Origin of the sequence: Schaalia sp. HMT-172, from assembly GCF_030644365.1 — a bacterium.
Classification (GTDB): Bacteria; Actinomycetota; Actinomycetes; order Actinomycetales; family Actinomycetaceae; genus Pauljensenia.
Genome location: NZ_CP130058.1, coordinates 2172428 through 2185136, shown reverse-complemented (window position 1 = coordinate 2185136; position 12709 = coordinate 2172428). Strand labels below are relative to the sequence as shown.

General features: G+C 67.0%; 9 protein-coding genes. All 9 read left to right on the top strand.

Annotation, left to right across the window (positions count from 1 at the left end; translation table 11 throughout):
* The first annotated feature begins 158 nt into the window (after nt 1-158).
* The gene (dnaK, locus tag QU663_RS09120) at nt 159-1994 is read left to right on the top strand and encodes a molecular chaperone DnaK (RefSeq protein WP_021611237.1); all 1836 of its coding nucleotides are present in this window, start codon (nt 159-161) and stop codon (nt 1992-1994) included.
* Complete coding sequence (locus QU663_RS09115) at nt 1991-2647, top strand: nucleotide exchange factor GrpE (protein ID WP_021611238.1); 657 nt, start codon at nt 1991-1993, stop codon at nt 2645-2647. Before dnaK ends, QU663_RS09115 begins: the two co-directional genes overlap by 4 nt.
* A 39-nt stretch (nt 2648-2686) precedes the next feature.
* Nucleotides 2687-3736, top strand: a complete 1050-nt coding sequence (locus QU663_RS09110) for a DnaJ C-terminal domain-containing protein (protein WP_021611239.1) — start codon at nt 2687-2689, stop codon at nt 3734-3736.
* Between the two features lie 3 nt (nt 3737-3739).
* Complete coding sequence (locus QU663_RS09105; protein WP_084437388.1) at nt 3740-4348, top strand: heat shock protein transcriptional repressor HspR; 609 nt, start codon at nt 3740-3742, stop codon at nt 4346-4348.
* 2778 nt (nt 4349-7126) lie between these two features.
* A complete protein-coding gene (locus QU663_RS09100) occupies nt 7127-8437 on the top strand; it encodes a MurT ligase domain-containing protein (protein WP_198010230.1) in 1311 nt (436 codons plus the stop codon).
* Nucleotides 8434-9174, top strand: coding sequence for a type 1 glutamine amidotransferase (locus QU663_RS09095; RefSeq protein WP_034481842.1), 741 nt, complete (start codon nt 8434-8436; stop codon nt 9172-9174). The genes QU663_RS09100 and QU663_RS09095 overlap by 4 nt, the downstream gene beginning before the upstream one ends.
* Before the next feature lie 151 nt (nt 9175-9325).
* On the top strand, nt 9326-9979 hold the full coding sequence (locus QU663_RS09090) for a hypothetical protein (RefSeq protein WP_084437438.1): 654 nt from the start codon (nt 9326-9328) through the stop codon (nt 9977-9979).
* A 200-nt stretch (nt 9980-10179) separates the two neighbouring features.
* Entirely contained in the window at nt 10180-10905 is a 726-nt protein-coding gene (locus tag QU663_RS09085; RefSeq protein WP_021612379.1) for a hypothetical protein, read from the top strand.
* A gap of 96 nt (nt 10906-11001) precedes the next feature.
* A complete protein-coding gene (locus QU663_RS09080; RefSeq protein WP_304990558.1) occupies nt 11002-12705 on the top strand; it encodes a DUF418 domain-containing protein in 1704 nt (567 codons plus the stop codon).
* Nucleotides 12706-12709 lie beyond the last annotated feature (4 nt).

Here is a 12709-nt window from a genome sequence, read left to right as displayed (position 1 = left end):
TTGAGGGCTACGGGTTGCGGAATAAAACCCCGGCTCCTAAAGTTGAGTACATCAGACTCAAGGATGTGTCGGGAACACCCGGCACCACAGAAACCACACAGACCAACGCGAGCCGCCCCGAACGCGGAGACGGCCTAGCGAACGAAAGGACAACAACCATGGCACGTGCAGTCGGCATCGACCTCGGCACCACCAACTCCGCTATCGCCGTCCTCGAAGGCGGCGAGCCCACCATCATCCCCAACGCTGAAGGCGCCCGTACGACCCCCTCGGTCGTCGCCTTCTCCAAGACCGGTGAGGTCCTGGTTGGCGAGATCGCCAAGCGCCAGGCCGTCACCAACGTTGACCGCACCATCTCCTCCGTCAAGCGCCACATGGGCACCGACTGGACCACGGAGATCGACGGCAAGAAGTACACCGCGCAGGAAATCTCCGCGCGCATCCTCATGAAGCTGAAGGCTGACGCCGAGGCCTACCTGGGTGAGCCCGTCACCGAGGCCGTCATCACCGTCCCCGCCTACTTCAACGACGCTCAGCGCCAGGCCACGAAGGACGCCGGACAGATCGCCGGCCTCAAGGTCGAGCGCATCGTCAACGAGCCCACGGCCGCTGCCCTGGCCTACGGCCTCGAAAAGGGCAAGGAAGACGAGCTCATCCTGGTCTTCGACCTCGGTGGTGGCACCTTCGACGTGTCCCTCCTCGAGGTGGGCAAGGACGACGATGGCTTCTCTACCATCCAGGTGCGCGCCACCTCCGGCGACAACCACCTGGGCGGCGACGACTGGGATCAGCGCATCGTCAACTGGCTGATCGACCAGGTCAAGGCCAAGACCGGCGCCGACCTGTCCAAGGACGCGGTCGCTCTCCAGCGCCTGAAGGAAGCTGCTGAGCAGGCGAAGAAGGAGCTGTCCTCCGCGACCTCCACGAACATCTCGCTGCAGTACCTGTCCATGACCGCTGACGGCCCCATCCACCTGGATGAGACCCTGACGCGCGCCAAGTTCGAGGAGCTCACCTCCGACCTGCTCGAGCGCACCAAGAAGCCCTTCCGCGATGTCATGGCCGAGGCCGGCGTGACCGTCTCCGAGATCGACCACGTCGTGCTCGTCGGCGGCTCCACCCGTATGCCCGCCGTCACCGAGGTCGTCAAGGAGCTGACCGGCGGCCGCGAGCCCAACAAGGGCGTCAACCCCGATGAGGTCGTCGCCGTGGGCGCCGCCCTGCAGGCCGGCGTCATCCAGGGTGACCGCAAGGACGTCCTGCTCATCGACGTGACCCCCCTATCGCTCGGCATCGAGACCAAGGGTGGCGTCATGACCAAGCTCATCGACCGCAACACGGCCATCCCGACCAAGGCCTCGGAGATCTTCTCCACCGCCGAGGACGGCCAGCCCTCCGTGCTCATCCAGGTCTACCAGGGCGAGCGCGAGTTCGCCCGCGACAACAAGCTGCTCGGCACCTTCGAGCTGTCCGGCATCGCCCCCGCCCCGCGCGGCGTGCCGCAGATCGAGGTCACCTTCGACATCGACGCGAACGGCATCGTCCACGTCTCCGCGAAGGACCGCGGCACCGGCAAGGAGCAGTCCGTGACGATCACCGGCGGTTCCTCCCTGCCCAAGGAGGATATCGACCGCATGGTGCGCGAGGCCGAAGAGCACGCCGCCGAGGACAAGAAGCGCCGCGAGGACGCCGACACCCGCAACCAGGCTGAGCAGGCCGTCTACTCGACGGAAAAGCTGCTCAAGGACGAGGCCGACAAGATCTCCGAGGAGACCCGCGCGGCCGTCCAGAAGGACGTCGACGCCGTCAAGGAAGCCCTCAAGGGTGACGACATCGAGGCCGTGAAGACCACGATGGCCGCCCTGTCCGAGTCCGGCATGAAGATCGGCCAGGAGATCTACGCCAAGCAGCAGGCCGACGAGGCCGCAGCCCAGTCCGCGCCCGCGCAGGACGACGTCGTGGACGCCGAGATCGTTGACGAGGACAACAAGTGAGCACCGAAGAAACCAACGGTTTCTCGGCGCCCAACGAAGACGCCAACGTCGCCGGGGCCGACTCCACCGAGTCGGCCCCGGCCGGCCAGGCGGCCGAGAATAACGAGACCGCGCCCGGCGCGGATGACGCAGCCCAGGCCTCGTCCGAGGACGCGACCGACGACATGAGCGCCTTCGAAGAGCAGATCGAGGACTCCGACCTCGCCAACGCCCTCGAGCGCATCGCGGCCGTCGAAGACCAGCTGGCCCGCGCCAACGCGGAGCTGTACAACCAGGGCCAGGAGTACGCCAACTACGTGCGCCGCTCCAAGGAGGCCATCCCCGGCCACAAGACCGCCGGTCAGGACGAGGTCATCGAGTCGCTCATCAGCGTCCTCGACGACATCGCCGCCGCCCGCGCGCACGGCGACCTGGAGGACGGGCCCTTCGCGTCGATCGCCACCAAGCTTGAGGAGACGCTCAAGACGCGTTTCGAGCTGGAGCGCTACGGCGCCGAGGGCGACGACTTCGACCCCACCCTGCACGACGCCCTCATGGCGACAACCAGCGCCGACGTCGACCACCCCGTCATCGGGCAGGTCCTCGCGAGCGGCTACCGCCGCGCAGACCGCGTCGTGCGCGCCGCGAAGGTGCTGGTGAACAACCCTGAATAACATCGACACGCTCGCAACTGAAAGAGAGGTGACACGCGCGTGAGTGAACAGGACTGGTTCTCCAAGGACTTCTACAAGGTCCTCGGAGTCGACAAGACGGCGGACAAGAAGGCCATCACGAAGGCCTACCGTAAGCTGGCTCGCAAGTGGCACCCGGATCAGAACCCGGGCGACAAGGCAGCCGAAGCCAACTTCAAGGAAATCGGTGAGGCATACGCGGTCCTGTCCAACGACGAGGATCGCAAGCGCTACGACGCGATCCGCGCGATGGCCGGCGGCGGGGCTCGATTCTCCGCCGGTTCGGGCGGCACAGGCGGCTTCGAGGATCTCTTCGGGGCCTTCGGTGGCGGCGGCGGCTTCGGTGGCGGCGGTCCAAACGTGCGCTTCCAGACTTCCGGCATGCCCGGCGGCGGGGCTGGCTTCGAGGACATCCTCTCCGGCCTCTTCGGCGGTGGCGGTGGCGCGAGCGCGCGATTCGGTGGCGACCCCTACGGCTCGTCCTTCGGTGGCGGTCACGCCCCGCGTAGCGCGCCGACGCCCGAAAAGGGCGGCACCGTGCGCGCGAAGCTGTCAATTTCTTTCCGCCAGGCCCTCAACGGCGCGACCCTGACCATCAAGGTCGGTGGTTCTCCGATCAAGGTCCGCATCCCCGCGGGCATCAAGGACGGCCAGAAGGTCCGCGTCAAGGGGCACGGCAAGCCCGGTACGCACGGCGGTCCCACCGGCGACCTCGAGGTCGCCGTGACCGTCAAGCCGCACCCCGTGTACTCGCGGGAGGGTAACGACCTGGTCATGGATCTGCCCGTGACCGTGTCCGAGGCCATCCTCGGTGCCGTCGTCGACATCCCGACGATCGACGGCAACACGGCCACCGTGAAGGTGCCCGCGGGCTCCTCCTCGGGCGCGGAAATCCGCGTGCGCGGCGGGGGCGTGAAGACCTCCAAGGCGACGGGTGACCTGATTGCCCGCGTTTCCATCCAGGTGCCTGAGAAGCCGAGCCGCGACCTCAAGAAGCTCGCGGAGGAGATGGCGAAGGCCGAGGGTGACCTCGACGTGCGCGCCTGGCTGGCCGAGGCTGCGGAGGAGTAAGCCGTGGCACCGACTGAAACAGACGATGCGGTGACGTTCGTCATTTCGGTCGCGGCCGAGCTGGCGGGCATGCACCCGCAGACGCTGCGCCAGTACGACCGCCTCGGCCTGGTGATCCCCGCCCGCACCAAAGGGCGGGGGCGCCGCTACACGAAGCGTGACGTGCAGCGCCTGCGCGACGTGCAGCGGATGAGCCAGGAGGAGGGCATCAACCTGGCGGGCATCCGACGTATTCTCGAGCTCGAGCGCCGCGTCGAGGCCCTGGAAGAGGAGCGTGACGCCCTGCGTGGGGCGGTCGCAGCCGCAGAGGCTCGCCGCAACCGCGTGTTCGCGGCGTCCGCGGACGGTCAGGTCATGCCGATGAGGCGTGGCCAGCGCCCGTGGGACCGCTCCTCCCAGCCCGCCGCCCGCTCCGGTGGCTCCCTCACCGTGTGGGACCCCATGGCCGCCATCGCGGCGATGTCCACCGCCGAGCCGCCCGTGCGCTCCGCGCTGCCTGGACCTGCTGGGCGCTCCGCGTTGCCCGGGCCTGCTGGGCACTCCGCGCTGCCCGGGCCTGCTGGGCGCGCGAGCGCTCGCGCCGTTATCGAGGGGACGATCATCTCCCGGTGAGAGTCTCGGCGCTCTGTCGCTGTCCTGAGTGCTGCACCGCCGCCCCGACGCGCCCGCGTCGGGGCGGCGCTGTTGGTTATAGGACACTACGTGTTGCTGGAGCGGTGACTTTTCGGCGTGTTGGTGCGGGAAAGTCAGTGTTTTAGGGGCTCTTCGCATGTAAGGGTGTGGGAGGTGTCGGAGTGGGCCGGGGTGCAGGTGGTGGCGTGGGCGGCGTGCCCGTCCTGCCACCAGTAGGGCCCAGCTGCGCATGGAGGGGTGCGGCGGTGAGTGGTTCGGTGTGCCAGTTCCGCGTTTGTTCTTGTATGTTGGGGCACTGCACCCGATCCGTAGGCAATGCACCTCTTCTGTTCGGGTGCAGCGCCACATAACGGGTGCACCGCCACATAACGGGTGCAGTGCCCCCGTGCTTGTGGCGGTTGTGGCGGCTGTCGGGGTTGTGGGGGTCTTCTGGGCTTGCGTTGTCTTCTGCTTGGGGCACTTCGTGGTGCCTTTGTGGCGTCTCATGTTGTGGTTCCTCAGAAATGTCGCATGCAATTCCCCCACACGTATTTCAAACATTGAAATCGCACCGTTGGAATTGCAACGTTTTCGGGCGCTGCAGAAAGTTCGGGTACCCGAATTGCATGCGAGTTTTGGTTGATGAGGCGCCCAAGGTGAACTCCTGTGTTCGGTCGTCGTCCCACGACACTGTCCACGACCCCCGGCACGCTTCGACCACCACCCCCACACCCCACAATGTGAAGAGCCGTTTTAGGTGGATGGGACCAACTATGAGGATGGATAAATCGTGTTGCTGAGAGGGTGACTTTTCGGCGTTGTTGCGGTCGTTCCGGTTGGTGGCCTGCGGCGTTGTTGACTGGGGCAACCTGGTTGAGAAGATTCAGCCCGGTCGAGAAAATTGCAACTGATTGGAAGCTTTCAACCCGTTAGGGAGGATTTCACGCGATCACAAGGCGTTGAATCTTCCTGATTGGGCGGATTGCCCCATCGGCAACATGTGCTGTCGCGGAGCTGTCCGACCGTGATGCCCCCGCCATTGCCGACGACGTCTCCACCGACGTTTATCGGCGCTGCCCTACCCGCGCCCGTGCAGCAAGGCCCCGTCGGCGACGCCCGACCGGCGCTCGCTTGCACCTGCCAACAGGCGCCCACACCGCACGCGGATAGATTATCGACATCCGGATAGGTTATGAACATCCGGATAGGTTATGAGCATCCGGATAGGTTATTAAGCTATCCACATGCGCGTTACCTATCCACATGCGAGCTGGGGTTTGGCTTGTGTTGTTGACACTTCGTTAAGCGGGTGTGAGTGCCTGCGGAAAGTGAGGTGCCTGTTAATGGGAACTCGTCGTCGTTTGACACCGGAGTATCGTCGTGATGTGGCGAGTCTGGCGTTGGATACAGGGTCTTCGATCGCATCTTTGGCGATGGGGGTTTTGCACCATTAGAAGCCTCCCGCCGGCGTGTCGTGGCTCTATTGGTGCAATTCCCCCCCCCGTTTGGTGGCGGTGTCATTGGAAAGCAGGTCGCGCCCGGGCCCGTCCGCGCTCTCTGACCCTTTCGGAGAGCGTCGCATCTTTGGCGATGGGGGTTTTGCAGCATTAGAAGCATCCCGTCGGCGTGTCGCCGGCGTGTCGCGCCTCTATTGGTGCAATTCCCCCCGTTTGGTGGCGGTGAGGTCGCGGTTCGGGGCGGCGTGGCGCCCAAACCGCAGACCACCTCGGCGACAAACGCCGACAATGGGGTGTCGTGGGCGAGGTGGTCTACGTTTTGGGCAAAACGGTGCCCGGCCTGGTGTGTCGCTCGCACGCGAACCCGCTATTGCGTGCGCTAACCGGCTATTTCGCACGTCAACCCGCTATTCCGTGTCTGGGCGGGGCTGCCCACGCTCGTATTAGCGGGCCTACGTGCGAGTTAGCGGACCCACGCTCGCATTAGCGGGCCCAGGCGCGGATGAGCGGGCCCACGTGCGAATTAGGGGGCCCAGGTTCGAATTCGCGGGCCCGCGCACGGACACTGGCGCGGCCGCGGGACGAACGCAGACGGAGGCGGGCAAGGGAGGATGACGCGCAGAGATGGAGGTGGCGTGGGAGACGGACGTGGGAGGGAGTTACCCGGATACGCTGGCAGTGGCAGCGGTTCCGTAGGCAAGGACAACGTCGCGCAGCGGCAGCGACGGTGATAGTGGCTACTGTGGTGGCGCCTCAACAGTGAGGTAACAAGGAGCTGCGGGACCCACCCGAGGGATGAGTCCCGCAGCGTAATTCGATCGTGGATCCGGGGGCACACAGGATCCGCGATCGAAGCCTGGAACAGGCGACAGGCTCTCGCCTGCTGAGAACAGTTTTACCAGGTCACGGCGGGTTTCGGTAGTCGATAATCGGTGTCGCCGCCACTTCGCACAAATGTGCACGCAGTCCGAAAACTGCGTGCGTCTCATCCGCAACATTTTTCCCCAAATAGTCTCTGACCTGCGCGTTTGTTGTCGGGGAGATTTTTTCCTTGGAAATGTGCAGAATTTCGACTCTGCCCGCCCCATGGGTCGTCTCGGGCAGGGCGTGTATTAACCGGTGGGACATATCGATGCGCTCACAGTGACATGGCGTGGATAACGTCGATATGCAATGCGGCACTATTTGTGCAGGCCAGGTGCCATTCGGCGTGTCGCGCACTCGCCAGCTCCGCCCAGCCGTGCCCCGGCCTCGTCCCACGGGGCGTGTAGCACGGGCCCCGACGGCGCGAGCGTGCCCCCGCAGGCGCTAACCTGGATGCATGACGACATCATCGCATCACCTCTCGGTCCGCTCGCGCGTGGCCAACGCGGCCGGCGCCGCCGCCCGCTTCGCCTCCCGGGCCCTCGGGCGTGGATCCGGAGGCATGATTGGCGGGGAGGTCGCCCTGCGCATCTCCCCGAAGTTCCTCGCCGAGCTGGCTGCCCCCTACTCCTCCGTCATCGTCACCGGAACGAATGGCAAGTCCACGACGACGCGCATGGTCCGCGCCGCCCTCGAGAGCGCCGGACCCGTCGCCTCCAACATCAACGGCGACAACATGACCTCCGGCGTCATCGCCGCCCTCATGCAGGGCAAGGGGGCCTCGCGCGCCGCCCTCGAAGTCGACGAAATGCACGTGCCAGCGGTCGCTGCGGACGTCGCCCCCGACGTCTTCGTCTACCTCAACCTCTCGCGCGACCAGCTCGACCGCGTCGGCGAGATCGGCACGGTCGAAAAGCGCCTGCGCGCGGGCGCCGCCGCGCACCCGAACGCTGTCGTGGTCGCCAACTGCGACGACCCCCTCATCGTCTCCGCTGCCGCGGACAACCCCCGCGTCGTGTGGGTCGCCGCCGGCGCCGGATGGGGCGGCGACTCCGCCGCCTACCCCCGCGGCGGCCGCGTCGTTCGTAGCGGCGAGGACTGGCACCTGATCCCTGCCTTCGACGGGGAGGAGCTTCCCGACCTCGTCAGCCGCCCCACCCCCCACTGGTGGCTGAGCGACGTCGAACTGGCCCCCGAGGGGCCGCGCGCCCTCCTGCATGGGCCCGGCGACGTGGCGGTCCCCCTTGACTTGAAGCTCCCCGGACGCGCCAACCTCGGCAACGCCGCCCAGGCCGTCGCCGCCGCGGTCGCCATGGGAATCGACCCGGCAGCAGCCGCGGCAGCCGTCAGCTCCGTCACCGAAGTCGCGGGCCGCTACTCCGTCCACGACGTGAATGGGCGCAAGGCGCGCCTCATGCTCGCGAAGAACCCCGCAGGCTGGCAGGAAGCCATGACGATGGTCGACCCCCGCGTCGACCAGGTCGTCATCGGTGTCAACGGCCAGATCCCCGACGGACAGGATCTCTCGTGGCTGTGGGACGTGGACTTCTCCGGCGTCAACCGGCCCGGCAGGCGCGTCATCGCCTGCGGTGAGCGCGGCGCCGACCTGGCCGTGCGCCTCGAATACGAGGGGGTCCACTGCGACCTCGTCGCTCTGCCCATGGACGCCCTGGCCCTGTGCGAGCCCGGCCGCGTCGAGGTACTCCTCAACTACACGGCAATGCGCGACTTCAAGATCGTGCTCGACCGAAAGGAAGGCAAGCGGTGAGCGCTTCCACCCTGCGAATTGGTGTCCTCATGCCCGAGGTGCTCGGCACCTACGGCGACACGGGCAACGCCCTGATTCTGGCTGAGCGAGCCCGCAGGCGCGGCATCGAGGCCGAGGTCGTCCACGTCGGGCTGACCGAGGACATCCCCGACAGCCTCGACATCTACACGCTGGGTGGGGGAGAGGACACCGCGCAGGCGCTGGCGGCCGACAAGTTCCGCGGCACCTCGGGCCTGTCTCGGGCCCTCGATGCGGGCCGCCCCCTCCTGGCGATCTGCGCCTCCCTGCAGGTCCTGGGCCACTGGTACGAGGATGCGCGCGGCTTGCGCGTTCCCGGCATGGGCGTCCTCGACATTACGACCGAGCCGCAGGGGCACCGCGCCATCGGCGAGCTCGTGACCGTTCCTCTCCTTGACGGCCTCACCCAGCCCCTCACTGGCTTCGAGAATCACGGCGGCGGCACCGTCTTGGGGCCCGATGCGGCCCCCCTCGGCCGCGTCGTCGCGGGCGTCGGCAACGGCACGCCGCAGGGCCGTGAGCCGGATCGTGTTGCCTACGACGGCGCGGTCCAGGGTTCTATCATCGCCACCTATATGCACGGGCCCGCTCTGGCCCGCAATCCCGAACTGGCGGACCTGCTGCTGGAGCGCGCCACCGGCGCCGCGCTGGAACCCCTCGAGGTGCCCGGCGTCGCCGAGCTGCGCGCCGAGCGACTGGCGGGCGTCCAGCTGTCCTAACCCTTCCCTGAGCCGGCGGCCGAAACACTGCCCCGGCCCTTTGGTTCGTCGCCGATCCCCGTGGGGGCGGCGACGAGCTGCTTGAGCGCACGGTGTTTGATTGCACATGTATAGTGTGTTGAGCCGCTTATCTCAACGGAAAGGAATAGGCATGTCAACTCCCTCCCACGGTCCCTCGGGCGAGCCCCATGCGGTGCCCCCGAACGGCGCTCCCTACGCGGGTGGTCCAGCCCCGCAGGGCTACGGTGCTCCCGCGCCGGTGGCCGCGCCGACGCTGCCCGGTCGCGGCCGCGCCGTCACCACGCTCGTCCTCGGCGTCGTACTGATGGTCGTCATTGCGCCGATCGTTACGTTTGCCATGATGTTCGCCGCTCTTGCCGGTACTGAAGGCGGGTCGATCAAGGGTGGCACCACCGCCAATGACAGCGTCGTCACCGTGACCGCTGACGGCCACTTCATGGTGAGGGGCGACGCGGACAAGAATCCTTCCTGCTCGCTCATCGGTGCCAACGTGAGCTACGAGCTCGTGCCCTATGAACGCGATGAGGGCGTGTACATGGCGTCTGACGTTCCCGAGGGGTCCTACCGGCTGTACTGCACGGCTATCCCCAGCACCGATAACATCACCGCATACAACACGACTCCCGAGGTCGTGAGGGATACCTTTACGATGCCGTTCCTGTGGGGAAGCATCGTCGGTGTTGTCGGCGTGATCGTCCTGATCGTCGGCATCGTCCTCCTGGTCAAGGTGAACGGCAAGCGTCGCCTCATTATGCGCGAAGCCACGATGAGAGCAGCGCGCTGAGCCGCCTGTCGAGAAGGGGACGAGGCCGGGGAAAGTCTGCCGGGCCTCGTCCCCTTTGGCGTCCGCCCGCGCTGCGGCCCGAAGGAGGACATGGGGACCGGCGAGAGTCATCAATGCGTGTCGCTGACGCGGGCGCGCTGTTCACGACGCGTGCTGCGTTGCTATGCTGGAACAACATTCCACGAGGAAGGCATACGTCCATGTCGAATCCGAATCCCTATGGAGCCTCGGGCGATCAGAACACGCCCTGGCCGCAGTACGGTGAAAACGCTTCTGACCCCACCACGGACTACCCGGGTGCCGCACCTGCGGGCTATCCGGGTGCCGCCTCGCCGGGCTACCAGGGCGCCGGGTATGGGGGCGGCCCCGTCGCCGTCCAGCTCCCGAAGATGCCGAGCCGAGTCCCCGGCGTGATCACGCTCGTCGTCGGCATCATTGTCATGTCTTTCGTCGCCCCGGCCGTTATGTTCGTGACGCTGGCCAACGGGGTGGGGGGCTCGTTTGAGAAGTTCTCCGAGGGTACAAACCTGCACAATGGAGGTTCCGTCACGGTGGAGAAAACCGGTCCGTACTCGGTGATGATCAGCGGCGGTGAGGCTTCGTCCTGTTCCTTCAAGGACTCGACCGGCGCCGAGTACCAGCTGAGGGCTTACAGCGCGACGGACCGAAGCATGTTCAGCACGGATATGGTGCCCGCGGGGCGCTATGAGCTGTCGTGCGAGGGCATGCCGGCGCACGCGGAACTGATGGCCTTCCCCATGAAAGTCGACGACATGATGATGGCCTTCATCATGTCATTCGTGTGGGCCACTATCGTCGGCGTCCTAGGCCTCGTCGCGGTGATTGTCGGCATCGTCCTCATCGTGCGTGCCGGCAAGAAGCAGCGCCTCATAACCCAGCAGGCCATGATGGCGGCGATCCGCTGACCGACGCATCGACAGGGGGCGAGTCCTGGGAGGTTCCCCGGCCTCGCCCCCTCCGTGTGCCCGAGAGGGCACGTGTGCGCAGTGAAAGGAAACCGAGTGTCCACCCTGTCCTTCACCGGAGAGCGCCAGGTGCGCTTCCCGGCGCCCGACGTCGCGCGAGGCTTCATGCTCGCCCTCATCGCCCTCGCGAACGTGCCCTTCTGGGTGAGCTATTTCCCGGAGCACCCCAGGGCCGGTTTTGCGGCGCTCGACGCGATGACGAGCGCCGACCAGTGGTGGTTCCTCGTGCGCGCCATGCTCGTCGATCGCCGCGCATACCCCCTCTTTTCGATCCTCTTCGGCTTCGGCATGGTGATCATGGCCCGGCGCACGATCGAGCGTGAGCGCCGCGCCGCGCTCGATCCCCTGCCCCGCGAGCTGAGCGCCGGGTGGACTCCCATGCAGTGGCACATCTTCAACGAGGCCGTGGAAGCTCGCGCTCGCCGCGCGGCCTCGCGCCTGATCCGCCGCCGCGGCTGGTGGATGATCGTGATCGGTGCCGTCCATAGCCTCGTTTTTTCGGGCGACATTATTGGTGCTTACGGCCTGGTCGCGGTGATGTGCGCGGAGCTGATCGTCATGCGGCGCTCGTGGCCACGAGTCGTGGTTGGCGTGTGCGTCGCGGCGCTCAGCCTCCTGTCCCTCGGCGCGATGGCGGAGGCCGCGGGTGCAGGCCTGATGAACCTCGAGTATCACGGCCCGTCAGTCTTGAGGGCCACCTACCCTCTCACGTCGTTCGGCTCGTGGATCGTCTCCACCCTCCTGACGCCACTGACGTCCCTCGTTGTTCCCTGCGTCATGATCGGCGTGGGCGTCGCGCGCTGGGGGGCGCTGCAGGATCCGAGGGGGCACCGGGGCGCCCTGTGCGTGATCGCCGGTGTGGGGCTCCTCGTCGGGGCGCTCGGTGCTCTGCCCTACGCGATGGGACAGCTGGACTGGGCGCAGGTGTGGTCCGTCGGGGGGACCTTCGTTCTCTACCATGCGACGGGCGTCGCGGGCGCCTGCGGATGGCTGGCGCTGCTGGCCCTCGTGGGGGGAGGTCCGCGCGAGGCCGTGGCACAGGTGGGCGAGGCCCCGGCACAGGTGGGCGAGGCCCCGGCGCAGGTGGGCGAGGCCACGGCGCAGGTGGGCGAGGCCCCGAGACAGGAACTGGGGGCCGTTCGCTCGTTCCTGAGTGCGATTGGCCGACGCTCCATGACCGCCTACCTCTCGCAGACGCTGGTCTTCGCGGCCGTCTTCCTGACGCTTGGCTTGGTCGGTGTGAGGTCGGTGGGTGTCGCCGTTGCCGGGCTGATCGCGCTCGGCGTGTGGGCGGTCATCGGGATCGGATGCGTCGTCTCGGATGTCATGGGTGCCACGCGTGGTCCCGCAGAGCGCGTGCTGCGCTGGCTGGTGGCGCGCACCGCGTCGGCGCTGCCGCTTCCGGCGCTGCCCGTGGCGCCCATGGGCCCGTGGGGGCCGATGCCTCCCGCGGGTCCGGGGATGCCCGGTGCCCCGTTTGCGCCCGGCGCCCCGAATGCCATGGGCGCGCCCGGTGCGCCGTTTGCTCCGACCGTTGGGGTCGCGCTGAGCGCTCCCGGCGCCCCGTTTGCGCCCGGTGCCCCGTTTGCGCCCGGTGCCCCGAACGCCATGGGGGCGCCCTCGGCTCCCTGCGATCCCGGGGCGAAGTGGATGCCGCCTGCCTCCGCTCAGCCGGATGCGTCGGCGGACGAAGCGGCGCCGCAGGCGAGCTTGGGCGACGCCCAAGGAGGTGCTATTTAGCCCA